Source organism: Phyllobacterium pellucidum, assembly GCF_013327855.1.
GTDB lineage: Bacteria > Pseudomonadota > Alphaproteobacteria > Rhizobiales > Rhizobiaceae > Phyllobacterium > Phyllobacterium pellucidum.
Window position 1 is genome coordinate 1,369,155 of sequence record NZ_JABUMX010000001.1, and the last position, 20,020, is coordinate 1,389,174.

At 59.0% G+C, this 20,020-nt stretch carries 16 protein-coding genes; 6 read left to right on the forward strand and 10 right to left on the reverse strand.

Annotation, left to right across the window (positions count from 1 at the left end):
• Window positions 1-33 precede the first annotated feature (33 nt).
• From HQ945_RS06780 to HQ945_RS06805, 6 genes are read right to left on the reverse strand one after another with little or no spacing between them, the layout of a single operon-like run.
• The gene (locus HQ945_RS06780) at window positions 34-795 is read right to left on the reverse strand and encodes an ABC transporter ATP-binding protein (protein ID WP_113280226.1); all 762 of its coding nucleotides are present in this window, start codon (window positions 793-795) and stop codon (window positions 34-36) included.
• Window positions 792-1,625: an ABC transporter ATP-binding protein gene (locus tag HQ945_RS06785; RefSeq protein WP_027230578.1), complete on the reverse strand. Its 834-nt coding sequence runs from the start codon at window positions 1,623-1,625 to the stop codon at window positions 792-794. Before HQ945_RS06785 ends, HQ945_RS06780 begins: the two co-directional genes overlap by 4 nt.
• A complete protein-coding gene (nikC, locus tag HQ945_RS06790) occupies window positions 1,622-2,554 on the reverse strand; it encodes a nickel transporter permease (protein ID WP_027230579.1) in 933 nt (310 codons plus the stop codon). Before nikC ends, HQ945_RS06785 begins: the two co-directional genes overlap by 4 nt.
• Window positions 2,551-3,618: an ABC transporter permease gene (locus tag HQ945_RS06795; RefSeq protein ID WP_113280225.1), complete on the reverse strand. Its 1,068-nt coding sequence runs from the start codon at window positions 3,616-3,618 to the stop codon at window positions 2,551-2,553. The genes nikC and HQ945_RS06795 overlap by 4 nt, the downstream gene beginning before the upstream one ends.
• Window positions 3,619-3,640: 22 nt before the next feature.
• Window positions 3,641-5,251, reverse strand: coding sequence for an ABC transporter substrate-binding protein (locus tag HQ945_RS06800; protein ID WP_162737145.1), 1,611 nt, complete (start codon window positions 5,249-5,251; stop codon window positions 3,641-3,643).
• Between the two features lie 35 nt (window positions 5,252-5,286).
• Window positions 5,287-6,342: a dipeptidase gene (locus tag HQ945_RS06805; protein ID WP_113280224.1), complete on the reverse strand. Its 1,056-nt coding sequence runs from the start codon at window positions 6,340-6,342 to the stop codon at window positions 5,287-5,289.
• A 283-nt stretch (window positions 6,343-6,625) separates the two neighbouring features.
• Between HQ945_RS06805 and HQ945_RS06810 the strand changes: the two genes are divergently transcribed.
• Both HQ945_RS06810 and HQ945_RS06815 read left to right on the forward strand, forming a co-directional pair.
• On the forward strand, window positions 6,626-6,865 hold the full coding sequence (locus HQ945_RS06810; RefSeq protein ID WP_027230583.1) for a FitA-like ribbon-helix-helix domain-containing protein: 240 nt from the start codon (window positions 6,626-6,628) through the stop codon (window positions 6,863-6,865).
• On the forward strand, window positions 6,862-7,290 hold the full coding sequence (locus HQ945_RS06815) for a type II toxin-antitoxin system VapC family toxin (protein ID WP_113280223.1): 429 nt from the start codon (window positions 6,862-6,864) through the stop codon (window positions 7,288-7,290). Before HQ945_RS06810 ends, HQ945_RS06815 begins: the two co-directional genes overlap by 4 nt.
• Here HQ945_RS06815 and gyrB read toward each other — a convergent pair whose 3' ends face one another.
• The 3 genes from gyrB to HQ945_RS06830 all read right to left on the reverse strand — a co-directional run bounded on the left by gyrB (window position 7,291) and on the right by HQ945_RS06830 (window position 12,174).
• Window positions 7,291-9,732: a DNA topoisomerase (ATP-hydrolyzing) subunit B gene (gene gyrB / locus HQ945_RS06820; RefSeq protein WP_036813457.1), complete on the reverse strand. Its 2,442-nt coding sequence runs from the start codon at window positions 9,730-9,732 to the stop codon at window positions 7,291-7,293. It abuts the gene before it with no gap.
• Between the two features lie 259 nt (window positions 9,733-9,991).
• On the reverse strand, window positions 9,992-10,414 hold the full coding sequence (locus HQ945_RS06825) for a hypothetical protein (protein ID WP_091950798.1): 423 nt from the start codon (window positions 10,412-10,414) through the stop codon (window positions 9,992-9,994).
• Window positions 10,411-12,174 carry a S10 family serine carboxypeptidase-like protein gene (locus HQ945_RS06830; RefSeq protein WP_113280221.1) on the reverse strand — a complete coding sequence of 588 codons (1,764 nt, stop codon included), beginning with the start codon at window positions 12,172-12,174 and terminating at the stop codon, window positions 10,411-10,413. The genes HQ945_RS06825 and HQ945_RS06830 overlap by 4 nt, the downstream gene beginning before the upstream one ends.
• A gap of 217 nt (window positions 12,175-12,391) precedes the next feature.
• Between HQ945_RS06830 and HQ945_RS06835 the strand changes: the two genes are divergently transcribed.
• From HQ945_RS06835 to HQ945_RS06845, 3 genes are read left to right on the forward strand one after another with little or no spacing between them, the layout of a single operon-like run.
• Window positions 12,392-13,771, forward strand: a complete 1,380-nt coding sequence (locus HQ945_RS06835) for a cytochrome P450 (protein WP_113280220.1) — start codon at window positions 12,392-12,394, stop codon at window positions 13,769-13,771.
• Window positions 13,772-13,824: 53 nt separating this feature from the next.
• A complete protein-coding gene (locus tag HQ945_RS06840) occupies window positions 13,825-14,208 on the forward strand; it encodes an MbcA/ParS/Xre antitoxin family protein (protein ID WP_091950804.1) in 384 nt (127 codons plus the stop codon).
• A complete protein-coding gene (locus HQ945_RS06845) occupies window positions 14,168-14,929 on the forward strand; it encodes an RES family NAD+ phosphorylase (protein WP_113280219.1) in 762 nt (253 codons plus the stop codon). The genes HQ945_RS06840 and HQ945_RS06845 overlap by 41 nt, the downstream gene beginning before the upstream one ends.
• Here the strand turns inward: HQ945_RS06845 and HQ945_RS06850 are convergent, their stop codons facing one another.
• Window positions 14,930-16,561 (reverse strand): alpha-D-glucose phosphate-specific phosphoglucomutase, encoded by a 1,632-nt coding sequence (locus HQ945_RS06850; RefSeq protein ID WP_174207886.1) that lies wholly within the window; start codon window positions 16,559-16,561, stop codon window positions 14,930-14,932. It lies immediately after the preceding gene.
• A 270-nt stretch (window positions 16,562-16,831) separates the two neighbouring features.
• Here HQ945_RS06850 and HQ945_RS06855 point away from each other — a divergent pair, with 270 nt between their 5' ends.
• Window positions 16,832-20,008, forward strand: coding sequence for a GH92 family glycosyl hydrolase (locus HQ945_RS06855; RefSeq protein ID WP_162737144.1), 3,177 nt, complete (start codon window positions 16,832-16,834; stop codon window positions 20,006-20,008).
• The last annotated feature ends 12 nt before the right edge of the window (window positions 20,009-20,020 follow it).

A 20,020-nucleotide genomic window follows, 5' to 3' on the forward strand; every position in this document is an offset into this window, starting at 1 on the left:
GTCTGCAAATGGTAAATGTTCGATGAAGCTGCATTAGGCGTTTTGAACGACAGGGCGGACAAAACCCTGGCTCGCAACAAGGAGGTTGCGCGTGTAGTCCTGCGTTACATGACGCCGGGCCAGTTCCGACGCGGTGAGCCGTTCTACCTCCGCGCCGTGTTGCATTACCATGAGCCGGTCGCACATGTGCGTTACGACTGCGAGATCATGGCTGACCATGACGAATGTCAGCTTACGGTCGCGGCGGATCTTTTCGAGAAGATTCAGCACCTCCGCCTGCACTGATGCGTCGAGCGCAGAGGTTGGCTCGTCCAGCAACAGGATCGATGGTTCGAGAATCAGGGCGCGGGCGATGGCGACACGCTGGCGCTGGCCGCCTGACAGCTGGTGCGAGTAGCGGAAGCGAAAACTGGAACCGAGCCCGACCTCGTCAAGCGCCCGCAAGATGCGCCGCTCGATATCGCCGAATCCATGTACGGCGAGCGGCTCAAGGAGCAATCGGTCGACGGTCTGGCGCGGATGCAGCGAACCATAGGGATCCTGGAACACCATTTGCACTTCGCGGTAAAAGGCCTTTGTGCGCGATGCGCCGAGCAAATTGCCATTGACCTCGATCGTCCCCGCGGTCACGGGCGCCAGACCCGCCACGGCGCGCAACAACGTCGATTTGCCCGAACCGGATTCGCCGACGAGACCGAAGGACTCGCCGGGCACCACTTCGAGGCTGACCCCGCGCAGCGCGCGAAAGCGATTGAACGTCACTTCGAGATTGTCGATCTTCAGCGACGGCGTCATGCTGCCCACTCCGGTTTGCGGTCGAGTGTCGGCAGTGGATGCCGGTCAGCACCTATTTCGGGCATGCAGTTCAGCAGTCCCTGCGTATAGGGGTGCTTGGCATTGCGCAGGTCCGTCGCCGCAATTTCTTCGACGATGCGGCCAGCATACATGACGATGACCCTGTCGCAGAACGACGAAACCAGCCGCAGATCGTGCGAGATGAAAATGAGGCCCATGCCCCTATCGCGCACCAGATTGTCAAGAATGCCGAGTACGTCGAGCTGGACCGTAACATCGAGCGCGGAGGTCGGCTCGTCCGCAATCAGCAGTTCCGGTCCGGTGATCAGCATCATGGCGATCATCGCGCGTTGCCCCATGCCGCCCGATACTTCGTGCGGATGGAGATCGTAGACGCGCTCGGGGTCGCGTATCTGGACGGCGGCCAGCATATCGAGCGCGCGTCGGCGCGCCTCGCGCTTGCTGACCTTCTCGTGGGTCCGGAGCGTTTCGACGATTTGCCTGCCGATGCTCATGACCGGATTGAGCGAATATTTCGGATCCTGCAAGATCATGGAGATACGATTGCCGCGCAGCGCCCGCCGTTCCTTGACGGACGTCTCCAGCAGATCGATGCCGTCGAAGTTCAGGGTCTTTGCGGTGATGGTTGCATGCGGAGGAGTGAGGCCCATGATGGCGCGGCCGGTCTGCGACTTGCCGGAGCCTGATTCACCGACAATGCCGAGGCGTTCGCGCCCAAGCGTGAAGGACACGCCACGCACCGCGTTGACGGCGCCCGTGCGGGTCGGAAACGTGACGCGGAGGTCGTCAACCGTCAGCATGGTGCTCATTGGTTGTTGCCTCGCGGATCAAGCGCGTCGCGCAGCCCGTCGCCAAGAAGATTGAAACCAAGGCTGACGATGAGGATGGCAAAGCCCGGCATGGCGGCGACCCACCATTGGTCCATGATAAAACGCCTTCCCGATGCGATCATGGCACCCCACTCGGGCAAGGGCGGCTGTGCGCCAAGCCCAAGAAAGCCGAGGCCAGCAGCGGTGAGGATGATACCTGCCATGTCGAGCGTCACGCGGACAATCAGCGACGACAGGCAGAGCGGCATGATGTGCCGGAGCACGATGCGCGTCGGCGATGCTCCCATCAGCCGGACGGCGGCGATGTAATCGGAGTTGCGCACCGTCAGCGTCTCGGCGCGGGCAATGCGCGCATAGGGCGGCCACGAGGTTATCGCTATGGCGATAACGGCATTCTCAATGCCCGGCCCTAGGGCGGCGACGAACGCCAGGGCCAGGATAAGCTTGGGGAAGGCAAGGAAAATATCGGTGATGCGCATCAACACGGCATCGACCCAACCGCCGGCGTAACCGGCAATCGTACCGACGAGCAGCCCGATTGGCGCCGCGATGATCGCAACGAGAATGACGACATAAAGCGTCAGGCGCGAGCCATAGATGAGCCTTGAGAGGATATCGCGGCCCTGATCGTCAGTACCAAGCAGATAGTCACCACCGGGCGGCAGCAGGCGCGCATTGCGCAGGTCGCCGGCAACGGGCGAATGCGGCGCCAGCAGCGGCGCAAAGGCAGCAACCAGCAGCAAGGCGATGATGATGGCGAGCCCGACAACGGCAAGGCGGTTGCTGGCGAAACGGCTCCAGACGAGATAGGCGCGGCCAAGTCGCGCCTGTGTCCGCGATTGCGGGCGGTCGCTCATCAGCCATTCGCGGCGCGTAAGCGGCCGCGACGTGTTGATTGCCTCTGTCATCGTGCGCGCGTCCGTGGGTCGAGGGCCCGATAAAGCAGATCGGACAGAAGATTGATGGCAACGAAGACCGTGCCGATGACGATGGTTCCGCCGAGCACCGCATTCATGTCGGCGTTCTGCAGGGAGTTGGTGATGTACATGCCGAGCCCTGGCCACGAGAAAACGGTCTCGGTAAGGACAGAGCCTTCGAGCAGGCCGGCATAAGAAAGCGCAATGACGGTGACGAGCGGAACGGCGGCATTGCGCAAGGCATGACCCCAGATGATCCGCGTTTCGGAAAGGCCTTTTGCGCGTGCGGCAACGATATATTCCTGCTCGAGTTCATTCAGCATGAAGCTTCGGGTCATGCGGCTGATATAGGCCAGTGAAAAATAGCCGAGCAAGGATGCCGGCAGGATGATGAAACTGAAGATGTTGCGGAAGGCTTCCCAATTGCCCTGGATCACTGCATCGAGCAGATAGAAGCCAGTAATGGGCGTGAAGGTATATTCATAAACCACGTCGATACGGCCGGGACCCGAGGTCCAGCCAAGCTTGGCATAGAAAACCAGCAATGCGAGAAGGCCGAGCCAGAAGATCGGCACGGAGTAGCCGATCAGGCCAATGATGCGGACGAACTGGTCAATCAGGCTGCCACGCTTGACGGCGGCGAGTACGCCGAGCGGAACGCCGATACATGCACCGATGAGCGTGCCCATTGTTGCAAGTTCCATCGTTGCCGGAAAAACCCGCCTGATATCGGTCATGACGGGGTTGGTCGTCAGGACAGAATTGCCGAAATCGCCCTGCAATATGCCCTTTATGTAGAGAAAGAACTGCTCATAGAGCGGCAGGTTCAGCCCGAGCTCCTCCCGCACCCGTTCCACCACATGGGCGGGCGCACGGTCGCCGACGATTGCCAGCGCCGGGTCGATCGGTATTACCCGCCCAATAAAGAAGGTGACTGCAAGGAGGCCCAAAAACGTGATGACTCCGATCAGCAGGAAACGTCCTCCTGCCCAGAGAAAATTACCAGCCCAGGCGCCGGAACGCCTGGACTCCATTTGTGTGTCGGTACTGCTCATTGCATCAGCCCTTGGGGCCCGATCACTTTGATACGTTGAAGACGTAGTTGGTGTCGAACGACGGTCCGAGCTTGAAGCCTTTGAGGTTCGAGCGCAGGGCCGAGACTTCCGTCTGCTGGAAGATCAAGACGAACGGGCTGGTCGCCAGAACTTTCTTCTGCAGATCCTGGTACATGGCGGCACGCTTGGCATTGTCGCGTTCGAGCAGGGCAGCTTTGGTTTCCTTGGTCAAATCCGGCACATCCCAGGCATTGCGCCATGCGAGGGTCTTGTTGGTGCCTTCATCCGAATTGTTCGGGTTGTTGGTGAAGGTGTCGGCATTCGAATTCGGATCCCAGTAATCGACGCCCCATTGACCGATATAAGAGTCGTGGGTACGAGCGCGATACTTTGTAAGCGTCTGCTTACCGTCACCCGGTATGATTTCCATCTTTACGCCGGCCTGCGCCATCGTCTGCTGAATGGATTCGGCGATGCCCGTCACCGGCTGGTTGTTGCGCACATCCATCGTGAAGGAGAAACCATCCTTCAGCCCGGCCTTTTCCAGAAGCTCCTTGGCCTTGGCGACGTCGAGCTTGTAGGGGTTCTCGTCGAGTTCGCCGAGAATGCCCTTGGGCAGGAAGGTCTGATGAATCTCGCCGATGCCCTTGATCAGCTTTTCGCCGATCGCATCGTAATCTACGAGATATTTCAGGGCTTCGAGCACTTCCGGCTTGGCGAGGTTCGGATTCTTCTGGTTGAGGCTGAAGTAATAGATCGTGCCCTTCGGGGCGCTCGTCGTGGTGATCTCGCCGTTCTTGACGACCTGTTCAAGATCGTTAGGCTCGAGGTTGCGAGCAACGTCGATATCACCCTTTTCGAGCAACAGGCGCTGCGCGGCGCTTTCCTTCACGTGACGATAAATGACGCGGTTCAGCGGCGCCTTGGTACCGTAATAATTGTCATTGCGCTCGAGGACGATGATTTCGTTGGCGCGCCAGTCGCGAATCTTCATCGGGCCCGAGCCAGCGTAAGCGGTCTTCAACCAGGCATAGCCGAAATCGTCATTGACGACATGTTCGGAGACGAGCTTCTTGTCCACCACCGAAGCGACCGTGGCCGTCAGACAGTTAAGAACGAAGCTCGGTGCATAGGCCTGATCCACCGTGAACACGAAGGTCGACGGGTCGGTTGCCTTGGCTTTTTCCGTGATATTGTCCGGCTTCAGGCCAAACTGCGTAAGGATAAACGCTGGGCTCTTGTCGAGCTTGACGGCGCGCTCGAACGACCAGGCGACATCCTCGGCGGTGATCGGATTGCCCGAGGCAAATTTCAGATCCGGCTTGATCTTGAACGTATAGGTCAGGCCATCATCGGATACTGTCCAACTTGCGGCAATATCGGCGACGATCTTCGAAGGGTCGTTGATGTCGAGCCGAACGAGCTTGTCATAGGTATTGCCATTGATTTCGCCGGTGGTGAGCTCGAAGGCTTCAGCCGGATCGAGTGTGATCACGTCGTCGATGGCGAAGGCTTCGACAAGCGTATCGGCGGGCGTTGCGGCAAATGCCGGCACGCCGGACACCAGGATCGCGGAAAGCGCAGCGCCCCCGAGCAGAAGGCGAAATTTGGAGTCGATCTTGTTCATCAGCATTGGTCAGTTCCCTGTTCTAGAGCGATGTCGTCTTGTTATTGTTCTTCATGCCAGGCGGAACGCAGCACGCGCAGCCAGTTGTCGCGGCATATCTTGGCCAGATCCTCGCCTGCGTAGCCGGCATCGCGCAGGGCAGCAACGAGGTTCTGGTTGCCGCTCGCGTCGCCGATCTCGCCGGGGATCTTGGCGCCGTCAAAATCGGAGCCCAGCGCCACGCAATCGATGCCCATGCGGTTCAGCATGTAATCGATGTGGCGGATCATATCTGAAAGTGGGGTATCGGCATTTTCGCGCGCGTCAGGCCGCAACATGGCGACCGCGTAATTCAGGCCCACCAGCCCCTTGCTCTCGCGAATAGCGTCGAGTTGCCTGTCGGTCAGATTGCGCGCGACCGGGGTCAGCGCATGCACGTTGGAATGGCTTGCAACGAGCGGCTGATCGCTGATGCGCGCGACATCCCAGAAGCCTTTTTCGGTGATGTGGGCAAGGTCGATGAGAATACCCAGTCTGTTGCAGGCCAGGACCAACGCCTCGCCCTCTGCGGTAAGGCCGGGGCCGGTGTCCGGCGACATCGGATAGGCGAAGGGCACGCCATGGGCAAAGATATTGTTGCGGCTCCAGACCGGACCAAGGGTGCGCAGCCCCGCCGCATAGAAAACGTCAAGCGCCGCCAGATCAGCGCCTATCGCCTCGCAGCCTTCCATATGCAGGACCGCAGCAAAGGTGCCGTCGCGCATGCACGCTTCGATTTCGGCCGTCGTACGGCAGAGCTTCCAGCCGCCGCCACGCTCCAGGCGCAAAGCGATGGACGCCATTTCAAGCGCGACATCCAATGAAGGAGCCCGCTCGAGCGGCGCGGCCAAGGGCGTCGAATAATGCCCGTTGGCATCGGGGGCCTTGAATGCGAGATCGCCCGAGGGAACATAGATGGCGCAGAGTCCGCCGGCGAGCCCGCCCTTCTGTGCCCTTAGCTTGTCGATGTGTCCGGAGGTCGTCCCCTTGACGAATTCTTCCACGGGATCGGCGCCGTCTCTCGAATGTTTCCACAACCGGTAAAGCACATCGTTGTGACCATCGAAGACAGGCTGCATTTCAATTCCCGATCAGGTTGGCAAACAGCGACATTTCCGTCGGGCAAGCATCCCGCCATCCCGAACCGACGTCGCCGAGTGACAAAAAATCATGACGCCAGCGAACAGGCAATAGCGTTGTTGTACAAAAGTATAAAAGACTTTAGTCGCTTCACAACTGATCGCCTGTTGCACACTGTTAAGTTGTGGACGATTGCCGCCCCCCCGGAATTCACACCGGCGGCCGTTTGCTATCATCCCACCCGATATGATATCATCCACCTGGCGTTATAGTGGAGAAATCATGGCTGCCGTAACCATCAGGAATTTGCCGGAAGAAACGCATCGTGCGCTCAAATTGCGTGCCGCCAAACATGGCCGGAGCACGGAGGCCGAAATTCGCGAAATTCTGGAGGAGGCGACACGCCCGAAGGATCGCTTGAAGATAGGCTCGGAACTTGCCGCTTTCGGCCGCCGCCATGGCGGGCTTGACCTTGAACCCGGCCGGGATCAGACACCCGCAGAACCTGCGGATTTTGAATGATCGTCCTTGATACGAATGTTATTTCCGAGCCGCTGAAACGGAGCCCGGCCCCGGGGGTATTGTCGTGGCTCGATCAACAAGGGGCCGAAACGCTGTTTCTCACCACAACAAGCCTGTCGGAGCTTCTCCTCGGGATTGAACTCTTGCCCAAAGGCAAGCGAAAACAAGGCCTTGATCGCGCGCTGAGCGAACTCATTTCGTACCTCTTCGGCGATCGGATCCTCGATTTTGACCGGCAAGCGGCCTTGGTCTACGCCCCGTTGGTGAGCCAGGCGCGTTCGACCGGACGGACGATCTCAATCGCAGACGGGCAAATAGCTGCGGTCGCAAAGAGCCGCGGATATTCCGTCGCCTCGAGAGACACAATGCCATTCACCGCGGCCGGGCTCACGGTGATCAATCCATGGCAAGAAGAAAAGACCTAGCTAAACGTCGAGGTTCGCCACACTTAGCGCGTTGTCCTGAATGAATTCGCGCCGCGGCTCGACATCATCGCCCATGAGCCGCGAGAACAGGCTGTCGGCGTCGGTAGCATCATTGACCTTGACCTGCAGCAGGGAGCGCGCGTTCGGATCGAGCGTCGTCTCCCAAAGCTGCTCCGCGTTCATTTCGCCAAGACCCTTGTAGCGCTGCAGCGAGAGGCCCTTGCGCCCGGCTGCAAAGACGGCGTCGAGGAGAGCCATCGGCCCCGCGACCGCGTCGGCCTTTTCCTTGCGGCGGAGCACCGGCGGCTGCGAATAGATATCATGGAGGCGGGCGGCGTAGCGATCGAGCTGGCGCGCATCGGCCGAGCCGAGCAGGGCCATGTCGAGGGTCACCGTCTCCTTGACGCCGCGTAAAGACCGCTCGAAGACGAAGCCGTCAACACCATCGTCAGGCGTGGCAAGGCGGCCGGTCCAGCCCTTTTCGGTTTCCTCGGCGATGAGGTCGAGCCGGGCGGCAACTTCGGCGACCAGTTCCTGCGCCTTGACGGTATCGGAGATCGCTTCGGGATTGAGCGCGCCGGCGATGGTTGCCTGTTCGACGACCGCACGGTCGTAACGCGTGTTCAGGCCCTGCAAGAGATGGCGAACTGCCAGCGCGTCATTGATGACAACGCGCAGGTCGTTGGTGGTGCGCACTTCCCCTGAAACCAGCTCCAACGAGGTTTCGTCGAGCCCCGAGTCGATTAGATATTCCTCGAAGGCGGTTTCGTTCTTGATGTATTGCGAGGACTTGCCGCGCGTCACCTTGTAAAGCGGCGGCTGGGCGATATAGACGTGGCCACGCTCGATCAGTTCCGGCATCTGGCGGAAGAAGAACGTCAAAAGCAGCGTACGGATGTGGGCGCCATCGACGTCGGCGTCGGTCATGATGATGATCTTGTGATAGCGCAGCTTGTCCGGATTGAACTCGTCTTTGCCAATGCTGGTGCCGAGCGCAAGGATCAGCGTGCCGATCTGGTCGGAAGAAAGCATCCGGTCGAGTTTGACGCGCTCGACATTCAGGATTTTGCCGCGCAGCGGCAGGATCGCCTGGTTCTGGCGCGAGCGTCCGCCCTTGGCCGATCCGCCAGCGGAATCGCCCTCGACGATGAAGATTTCGGATTTGGCCGGGTCGCGCTCCTGGCAATCGGCAAGCTTGCCGGGCAGCGAGCTGATGCTTAGCGAGTTTTTGCGGGTGATGTCGCGCGCCTTGCGGGCCGCCTCGCGTGCGGAGGCCGCCTGGATCACCTTCTCGACAAGCACCTTGCCTTCGGCCGGATGCTCTTCAAGCCAGTTCGATAGCGCCTCGTTGACGAGACTTTCAACGACCGGGCGCACTTCGGACGAGACGAGCTTGTCCTTGGTCTGCGACGAAAACTTGGGATCGGGGACCTTGACGGACAGGACCGCAGTCAGGCCTTCACGGCAGTCATCGCCGGTCAGCGTGACCTTCGACTTCTTGGTCTGGCCCGAGGCGTCGGCATAACCGGTCATCTGGCGGGTCAGGGCACCACGGAAACCGGCAAGATGCGTGCCGCCATCGCGCTGTGGAATATTGTTGGTGAAGCACAGCACATTCTCATGGTAGCTGTCGTTCCACCACATGGCGACTTCGACCGTCGTACCGTCCTTCTCACCGCGAATGTAAATCGGATCTGCGACAAGTTCCTTCTTGGTGCGGTCGAGATAGCGCACATAGGCGGTAAGTCCGCCTTCGTAGAAGAGCTCGAGCTCGACCGGATCGGCATGGCGCCGGTCGGCGAGCAGAATGCGCACGCCCGAATTCAGGAAAGCGAGCTCGCGCAAACGATGCTCAAGCGTCTTGAAATCGAACTCGACCATCGAGAACGTGTCCGTCGAGGGCAGGAAGGTCACTTCCGTACCGGTCGCATCGCCGGCATCGCCTGTCACCACGAGCGGCGCGTCGGCCACGCCATGGGTAAAGCTCATTTCATGGATCTTGCCCTGGCGGCGAATCTTGAGTTTCAGCCAGACGGAAAGCGCATTGACCACGGAAACGCCGACGCCGTGCAGACCACCCGAAACCTTATAGGAATTCTGGTCGAATTTGCCGCCAGCATGCAGCTGGGTCATTATGACTTCGGCGGCGGAGACGCCTTCGGAGTGCATGTCCGTCGGAATGCCGCGGCCATTATCCGTCACCGTGCATGAACCGTCGGGATTAAGCGTGACGGTGACGCGGGTCGCGTGGCCGGCAAGCGCCTCGTCGATGGCGTTGTCGACGACTTCGTATACCATGTGGTGAAGGCCGGATCCGTCGTCCGTATCGCCGATATACATGCCCGGGCGCTTGCGAACCGCATCCAATCCCTTGAGAACCTTGATGGACTCCGCACCGTATTCTGGCGAGGTTTCAACTGTCAGTTCCGGTGTATCGCTCATGTAGATTCAATCTTTTCTCGGGTCGCCAGGATCGGCGCGCCGTATTTATAGCAGAACCGGGCGAATCATGCCCGGTCCTTGGCCTAGATATAGTGCTTATCGCGCGTTTTTCCAATTCTAAGGGGTGTGAATATCCACGGATCATGGCCAAATTGGCTCATCCGGGCGAGAAATACGACCGGAGGTCCGCACCCGGGCGTGCGCCTGATCCGGCGGGCTGAGAACAATCCGCCAGACAGAGTTAAGGCCGCAATGCGCGCTACTCGATGATCTGGACCGATCCCGACGCAGGTTTTGCGACAGGCGAACGGGCATCGAGGAAGCTCTTGACTTCGCTGAACTTCAAGCTGCCGTCCCGGTCGCGGTCAATCTCGGCGAAGTGATCGACAAAAAAGCCGAGCCCGGAGTTTGAAGCGGATTCCTGCGTGACAAGGTGGGTCGCCGGATCCGCGGCCCGGTCGAAGAGCGAGGCTGTGCGCTGGTCGACTTCGGTCGCGACCCTTGCTCGGGTCAACGGGACCGCTGCCATCCGCGATGGCGCCTTACGCGGCGCGAAGCCACGCTGCATTCTCATGAGGCCGCGCTGCTGCCGCGACTCGCTGTCGAAATCACCCGCACTGGCGAGCGAGGCGCTGCAAATGACGCCAATCAGGATTGACGCACAGATATGATGTCGTTTCATTGTTTCACCTGTTCAAATGCGGGCGGGTTGGATGCGGCAAACATTGTCGCCGACGGCCCATCGTAGAAGGCGTCCAGATCTTGCATCAGGGTGGCATAAGAGCGGGTGTAAAAAGGCGCTACTCCGTGGCCACCCTCGTAAACCTTGACCGGCACCTTGTAGGTGAGGCCGCCTATTTGAAGGTCAACTTCCGACCGATTGAATGGCGTAATCAGATCGTAGTAGCCGTGCTGAACCATGACTTTCAAGTCTGGATTGAGCGTCATGCTGAATGTCAAATCCGGAACGCTATTACCTGCCCGTTCCTTGTTGTCTCCGATCGTTTGAGGATCGGGTCGATAATCCCAGATGTCGATGATCTTACCGTTGAAGCCAACATAAGGCGATTGAGATTCGTAGCCGATGAACTTGGCGTGGTAATCTTTTCGCCAGGCGAAGTAATCGCTCGTGCGATCAAAGGCCGGATCTACGGCTTCCGGCTCATCAAAGTAGCGTCCATCGCCGAGCAAAAGGTCTCCCGTCTCGGGCGCAAATTTATGCGTAAATTCGTCCGGGTCCATATTTGGCGTCGCAATCCAAGGATTGTTCTTTGAACTGTCGCCAGGTTGGTACATTTTACCCACACCGGTATAGGCGAATAGTTTGTCGAGGAATTTGATCCCCTCAGGCTTTTTGATGTAGTCTTCCCAAGGCTTTCTATCCGGCACTTTCGCGTCGGTTCCGCTGAAGACTTCGTAGTAAAGATTACTGAACTCGGATCCGAAGGCGCGCGCATTTGTGGCAAACACCTCAAGTCCCTGATTTCCACGAGCTGTAGACTTCTTGTGGAAGTCCGCCACCATCGCATAGGTCGGGATCGCCCCGCCGCAGCTTGTGTAGAACCGGTAGCAACCGCTCGTTTGATTCAAACTCGGGGAATTCAGGACGAGCCCGGAAAGGACATTTTTGTTCGTCGTGAAGGTCGTGTATTGGCTGGTGCCGCTCTCCAGCAGCAGACGTGCCATGATTGGCGCCCGAAATCCGCCATAAGAGACGCCGTAAATATATTTGGGCGAGTTCTGGCGGTTGTACACGTTCACATAGCGCGTGATGAAATCCCGCAAGACTTTGGCATCGCTATCGGCGCCCCAAAAGTCACTGTTTCTGTTCGGCCAGATGGCGAGGGAATTGCCGGTCCCGACCGGATCGACGAAGACGAGGTCCGTCTTGTCCAAAATCGTGTTGGGATTGTCTTTCAACGGCCCGATGACGTCCTCCGATGGGGCCGGTCCGTCTTCTTGCATCGGCCCAAGGAAGCCAATATCCAGTTCGGCGGATGAGCCGCCGGGCCCTCCGTTGAACACGAAGGTTATTGGGCGCGCATCCCGCGCCTGGTCGTCGCGCGTATAGGCCGTGTAGGAGATCACCGCTTCAGCATTGAACAGACCTGAGCCAGGTTTGGATGCAATCAGCTGACCGGCGGTCGCCGTGAAGGGAATGGAGGTTCCCTTAAGGGCGATCGTGTGCGCTTTGGCGGCCGAGACTTCGCGAGCGTCCGAATGATCCAGTCTTCCATCGGGGTCATAATCTGCAGCCGTTATCGGTTTGACCGGAATGGATGCGGGCGGAGGCGCTGGAACAGTCGACGTCGGCGCCTGCTGAGGCTTGACTGGCGCGGGTTGATTGAACGTCGGCGTCGCATCGGCGCTGTCGGAATCGGATCCTCCGTCGCAAGATGCCAGGAAAACAGCCAGCAAAAGCCAGCAAAGGCGAAAATTCATAATCAAAAACCTCACAATATGGACCGAAACGATATCCGTGCAGGCGGGTAAAAAAGAGGTAGTAGAAATCGGAATTTAAAATCACGTCGCAAGCTCGAGACGGAGCACACCTTATCCAGTTTGCGACGTCAAGTACAAAATGGCTGGTGCCGCCCCAAAAGAAACCATTGGCATTTCTGCACCCACATGCCCACATGGTCGGCAGGAGCCTGCTAATATGAATACTGTTCAAAGCGCCTTTGTTCCTCCAGCGCCCATCCCGCGTACCGGGCCGGTCGGAACCTTGCGCCTTATTCGAACCATTTATCGCAACCCGCTCGAACTATGGGGAGAGCCTTCCTATAATGAACCGTGGGTGTCGATCGACTGGTCCTTCGCCCACACGATCATCGCCAATGATCCTGGCCTCATCCGCCACGTCCTCGTCGACAATGCCAGGAACTACAAGATGGCGGCGGTTCGCCAGCGGATCCTCCGCCCCATCTTGCGCGATGGCCTCCTGACGGCCGAAGGCGAAACGTGGCGCCGTTCTCGCAAGGCCATGGCACCGGTATTTACACCTCGCCACATCAATGGTTTTGCCCAGGCGATGAGGCGGACGAGCGAGACTTTCGCCAAGCGCTACGAGAACCTTTCCGGTCCTACGGACGTGTCGCGCGACATGACCATGCTGACCTATGATATTTTGGCCGAGACGCTGTTCTCCGGCGAGATTGCGGGCGATCCGGACCAGTTTTCGCACGAGGTCGACCGCCTGTTTGAAACCATGGGCCGCGTCGATCCGCTCGACCTTCTTGGGGCGCCGAACTGGATGCCACGCTTCACCCAAATCCGGGGCAGGCGCGCCCTCGCCTTCTTCCGGCAGATCGTTGCCAACACCATGGAGATGCGCCGCAAGCGCATGGACCGGGAAGGCGACAAGGTTCCAAACGATTTTCTGACCCTGCTGCTCAGGGCGGAAGGCCCGAAGGGACTTTCGCGCGCCGAGATCGAGGACAATATCATTACGTTCATAGGCGCCGGGCATGAAACCACGGCGCGCGCACTGGGCTGGACGCTCTATCTCCTCGCCAAGGCGCCTTGGGAACGCGATCTGATCGAAGCCGAGATCGACGCCTTTATGGCGCAGGCGGACGTGCCGCCCCCGCATGCCTGGCTCGACGCATTGCCGCTCACCCGCGCCGCTTTCGAAGAAGCAATGCGGCTTTATCCCCCGGCTCCCTCCATCAACCGCGAACCGATCGAAGACGATCAATATATGGACCTGAAATTGCCCAAGGGGGCGGCTGTATTGGTTATGCCATGGACGGTCCATCGCCATCGGCTCTATTGGGACAATCCCGATGCGTTCATGCCGTCGCGTTTTCACCCGGAAAATCGCGACAGGATCGACCGTTTCCAATACTTGCCGTTCGGCGCCGGGCCGCGCGTGTGCATCGGCGCAAGTTTTGCGCTCCAGGAGGCGATCATCGCGCTGGCGACGCTGCTCCACCGCTTCAGATTCGATGTCGCCGGCGCCTACAAGCCGTGGCCCGTGCAGAAATTGACGACGCAACCCGATGGCGGATTGCCAATGACAGTGCAGGCGCGGCGCTAACTTGATTTCCTAGGAAATATTCTATATATTTCTTTCCATTGAAAGGAATATTCATGGGAATCGCTGCTCAGCCGCTATCAGAAATCCCGGATCGAACCGCCGTCGTTTCCAAGGCGCTGTTGCGGTCATCGGAACTGCTGGGCCTCACCGCAAAGGAACTCGCCCATATTGTCGGGCTTTCGGAGCCAAGCATATCGCGCTTGAAGCGTAGCCTCGATGGCGCGCCGCTCACCGGCAAGAGTTATGAACTCGCGCTGCTTTTCATCCGCCTCTACCGTTCGCTCGACGCTATCGTCGGCGGCGACGATGCGGTGGCGCGCACATGGATGCGAACTGACAACACGATGCTCGGCGGCAAGCCGCTCAACCGGATCAAAACCATTGACGGCCTCACCCATGTCCTCGCCTATCTGGACGCCCGACGCGCTCCGATCTGAAGCCAGGGACAGCCATGGCGGCTGCTGGCGTCTGGTCGAAGCGCAACATCGCGTTTCAACGATGAAACTCGTCGACACGCTCGACGAGCAGGCACTGCTTGAAGATGAACTCGAAGCCACCAAGCCGCCGCTGCCGCCCGCCTGCATTCATCTCGACTATCTGCTTGCGACCCCGTTTCGCTACGGGCGCTATCCAGGCAATTCTCGCTTTCGCCGCGAAGGCTATTCGCCGGGCGTTTTCTATTCGAGCGAGATGGTTGAAACGGCTGTTGCCGAAACCGCTTTTTACCGTCTGCTGTTTTTCATCGAAAGTCCGGGCACACCCTGGCCGCGCAATGCGCTCGAATTCACCGCGTTCGAAGCGCGCTACGCCACGACCCACGCCATCGATCTGACGGTCGCGCCCTTTGCCGAACATCGAAGCCGCTGGACGCATCCAACCGACTATTCCGCCTGCCTCGACCTTGCCGATGCGGCGCTTGCGGCGGGCATCGATCTCATTCGCTACCAGTCCGTGCGCGATCCGCAAGGCGGCGCCAATCTCGCCCTGCTCTCCTGTGCCTGCTTCGCCATGCCAAACCCCGTGCGCAAGACGACATGGCGGCTGCATTTCTCCGACTACGGCGTAAATGCCATATGCGACATGCCGGACCTGCGGCTGGGCTTCACTCTCGCGACTTTTGGCGACGATCCGCGCGTTGAAGGCGCGGCGCGGCAATAATCAAGTGATCACACTCGGCTTGTCGCGACCCGTGTGAGCCTTGATCCCGGCAAGATCCTCCGCAGCGCGGATAAGGTCGGCAAGTGCGCTCTGTGTCTCAAGATCATGGCGCTTCGGATCTGGCTCATAGCGTTCCACGTAGACACGGACCGTCGCGCCCGACGTGCCGGTGCCTGACAGGCGGAAGACGACGCGCGAGCCGCCTTCGAAGAGTACGCGTATGCCCTGGTTTTCGCTCACCGACTTGTCGACCGGGTCGTGATAGGCAAAGTCGTCGGCGGTTGCGATCGTCAGACCCTGGACCTTCGTGCCGGGAAGCGAAGCGAGTTTGCCGCGCAGATCGTCCATCATCTTGTTGGCGCCAGCCGTATCGACGCCTTCATAGTCATGACGCGAATAATAGTTGCGCCCGTAGGTCGCCCAATGTTCCCGGGCAATGTCAATAACGCTCATGCGGCGCACGGCAAGTATGTTGAGCCAGAGCAGCACGGCCCAAAGCCCGTCCTTCTCGCGCACGTGGTTCGAGCCGGTGCCGGCGCTTTCCTCGCCGCAGATCGTCGCCATATCGGCGTCGAGCAGATTGCCGAAGAACTTCCAGCCCGTCGGCGTTTCGTACATGCCGATGCCGAGCTTTTCGGCGACGCGGTCCGCGGCACCGCTGGTCGGCATCGAGCGTGCGATGCCCTTGAGACCGGCCTTGTAACCGGGGGCCAGGTGGGCATTGGCCGCAAGCATCGCAAGCGAATCGGATGGAGTGATGAAGATGCCCTTGCCGATGATCAGGTTTCGGTCGCCGTCACCGTCGGACGCGGCGCCGAAATCCGGGCCGTCCGGCAACATCAAAAGGTCATAGAGATCCTTGGCGTAGACGAGATTGGGATCGGGATGATGCCCGCCGAAATCGGTCAGCGGTACGAAGTTGACGCATGTGCCTTCCGGCGCGGCGAGGCGCTTCTCGAGAATCTCCTTGCCGTAGGGGCCCGTTACGGCGTGCATCGAATCGAAGCGGAAGGTGAAACCAGATTTGATGAGGTCACGTATCGCATCGAAGTCGAAAAGCTGTTCCATAAGCGCCGCATAGTCGGCAACCGAATCGATGATTTCGACCTGCATGCCGGTGATTTCGCGCTTGCCGATCGTATCGATATCGATATCTGCAGCTTCCGCGATGACATATTGCTTGATCGCCTTCGAACGCGCGAAAATCGCCTCGGTGATCTTCTCCGGCGCCGGCCCCCCATTGCCTATATTGTACTTGATGCCAAAATCCTCGTTCGGACCGCCCGGATTGTGGCTGGCCGAAAGAACGAGGCCGCCAAAGGCCTTGTATTTACGGATCACGTTCGATGCCGCGGGCGTCGAGAGGATGCCACCCTGCCCGACGAGCACGCGGCCAAAGCCATTGGCGGCCGCCATCTTCAAGGCAATCTGCACCACGTCGCGGTTGTAGTAGCGGCCGTCGCCACCAATGACGAGCGTCTCACCCTTATATCCTTCAAGCGAATCGAACACCGACTGGATGAAGTTTTCGACATAGTTCTTCTGCTGGAAGACCGGGACTTTCTTGCGCAAGCCGGACGTTCCGGGCTTCTGGTCGTCGAATGGTGTGGTGGCAATGGTTTTGAACATGATGACCTTCCAGTTTCTGCGCATCTGCCTCAATCTATTGGGGCGGGACGTAGCAGGTCAACATGACGATTTTCAGATGAGCCGAGCATGTTTACGACCTTCGTTGAATTGACAGGCCATGCGCGCTTGGCGATTTTCGCAAAAGGGGAGGTAAATTGGCTAAGCGCCCGCCCGGTCGCAAATTCGCGCCGGCAAACATATCGATATTGTTCGGCGATAGAGCCGGCGGATTTTGATCTTTGCACATCATATTTAATTCATTGGGAGGAAATTATGAAATCACGGACCGCATTCGCGGCGGGTCTGGTCGGCGTGTCGTTGTTGGCGGGTTGCAATAACGACAGACAGACAGACAGCAACAACGACACGAGCAGTTTCGAACAGACGATTGCCCAGCAGGCCGGCGAGATTCAAGGCCTGAAGGATGGCCAGAGCAAGCTCGAGGCGGCGGCCGGCAGTTTGGGCACAACGCTAACGCAAGGCGCTGCCGAACTGGAGCACGCGCAGACCATCATCACCGAGATGCAGGCACAACTTGCGGCCAAACCTGACGGCGATCCTGAGGCCATCAAGGCGCTGCAGGCGACGCTGACGCAATTGCAGAACGACCTTGCGGCAAAACCTGCCGGTGATCCGAAGGCTGTCGAGGCGCTTCAGGACGCGCTTGCCGAGGTGCAGGCGAAACTTGCAGCCAAACCGGACGGCGATCCCGTCGCTCTCAAAGCGCTTCAGGACACACTTGCCGAGGTGCAGGCAAAACTTGCAGTCAAACCTGACGGCGATCCTGTCGCTATCAAGGCACTTCAGGACACACTTGTCGAGGTGCAGGCGAAACTTGCAGCCAAACCGGACGGCGATCCTGTCGCTATCAAGGCACTTCAGGACACACTTGCCGAGGTTCAGGCGAAACTTGCAGCCAAACCTGACGGCGATCCAGCGGCTGTCAAAGCACTGCAGGATGCGCTTGCCCAGGTTCAAAAGGACCTTGCTGCGAAACCAAGCGGTGATCCGGAAGCCATCAAGACGATACAAGCGACGCTCGCGCAGTTGCAGAAGGAACTTGCAGCCAAACCTGCGGGCGATCCGGCAACGTTGAAGAACATCCTGTCGCGCCTGACCGAAATCGAGATGGCGTTGCGAAATCCCGATCAATCGGACATGGCACTGACCCAATTCGTCGATCCGATGATCGGAACCGGGCAGGTCCCTCCGACCGATACCGGAAGCACGGAAGACCTGCTTGGCGGATTCACCACGCCATCGGCAAATGCGCCATTCGGAATGATTGCATGGGGTCCCGATACGCCGGCAGTTCCAGGAACGTGGAGCCCGCCTGGCTATCACTACCCGCAAGCATCTATCACCGGCTTCAGCCTGACACATCTCAGCGGCGTCGGTTGTCCTTCCGGCGGCGCGATTCCAATCATGCCGCAGATCGACGCAAAAGAAGGTACTATTCCCTTCAGCCATAATGACGAGGTCGCAAGGGCCGGGTACTACTCTGTCAAAATGTCGAATGCCATTCGAACAGAACTGACAAGTACAGTGCGCAGTGGACTGGGTCGCTTTACCTATCCCGAGGGCAAGCCTGCGCTCTTGAAAATTAAGGCCAGCACAAACTACACCGGATCGTCTTCAACCATCGCGGTCAGCGAAGCCGACCGCACCGTCTCCGGCTATGCAACGGGAGGCGGGTTCTGCGGCAGCGGAAAAAGTTACAAGATATATTTCTACGCAACGCTCGACCGGGCCTTCACCGCCGTGCAAAGCGGCAACAGTGTTACCCTTGCCTTCCCGGCGCCCTCGCCCTCCGCTCCGGTCAAGGCGCTGATGAAGGTCGCTATATCCTATGTCAGCATCGCCAATGCCAAGGCAAACCTCGAAGCGGAGGGCGGGCCTCTCACGTTTGAACAGGCCCGTGAGCAAGCGGATGCGGCATGGAACAAGCGGCTGAATGCAATCCAGGTCGACGGTGGGACCAAAGACGAAAAGACGAAATTCTATACGGCCATGTATCATGCCTTTCTGGCGCCGTCCGTGTTCAGCGATGTGAACGGCGAGTACATCAGTTTCAATGACGCCGGCACCACGAAAAAGGCCCCCGAAGGCCATGTCCAATATACGACCTTTTCGAGTTGGGACACCTACAGGTCGCTTGCGCCGCTTCAGGCTCTGCTTGCGCCCGATGATGTCGGCGACATGATGCAGTCGCTCGTTTTCGACGCGGACGATTGCGGCGGGACTTTCCCGATGTGGGCGGAGGGAAATACCAGCAGCAGCATCATGCCCGGTGATGGCGCATCGATTATAGTTGCCCAGTCGAACGCCTTCGGCGCAGCAGGCTTCGACCGGCAGAAGGCGCGCAAGATCATGCTCGATACGGCGTTTGGCCGCGCCACAAAATGCCGGACGACGACTAACCTGCCGGGACTCGCCGGTTACATCGAACTTGGCTATCTGGCCAAGGGCGGCGGCGAATATCAGGCGACGTCGACGAATATGGAATATGCCAGCACCGACTTTGCCGTCTCTCGATACGCAAGCGGCATCGCTGCAACGGATCCGCAGATCGTCGCTGGAGCCGCAGCAGACGAGCCGAAGACGCTGCTGAAACGTTCCGGCAACTGGGCCAACCTGTTCAACCCGAACTGGCGCAGTGTTGCCGGGCAGCCCTATCCGCAGTTGCAGCCACGTAACAAGGATGGAACATGGACGGCGTACACGCCGAGCTCGAATGGGGATGTTGACTACCGCGAGGGCAATGCCGAGCAATATACCTTCATGGTTCCGCACGACATTCGCGGCATGCTCGCCAAACTGGTGATCGATACGGACAAAGACAAGGGAACCGAAAAGGACGGGATTGCCCGCCTGGATGAGTTCACAAAGAACCTCAATGGCGGCTGGAGCTATCAGCCCGCAAGATTGTGGATTGGCAACGAACCGGGCTTTCTTACGCCGTGGCTCTACAACTGGACGAGCCAGCCGTACAAGACGCAGGCGTTGGTCCGGCGCATCGTTGACGAGCAGTTCACGGTTTCACCTTCGGGGTTGCCGGGAAATGACGATGAAGGCGCCATGTCCGGCGTCTACATCTGGGGAGCCCTCGGCCTTTATCCGGAAATCCCGGCCGTGCCTGGATTTGCGATCAACAGTCCGATCTTCCCGGAAGCGCGGATAAAGCTAGGCAGCGGCAAGATCGTAACGATCGCGGCCGACAAGACCCCGCTCAAATATATCCAGAAACTGACGGTGAACGGTGCAGCCCATGACAGCCCATGGATCGATTTCGACAAACTATCGTCGGGTGCGCGTTTGGAGTTCAGGTTGAGCGACAAGCCGAGTTGCTGGGGTTCCAACCCGCCGGCCGCGCTGCTGCCGCCATCCTTCGCACCGGACGGGACACAGACGCCGCGGCTGAAGCCGGAGAAGGAGTGCGCCCTCAACTGACGCACAAAGCAT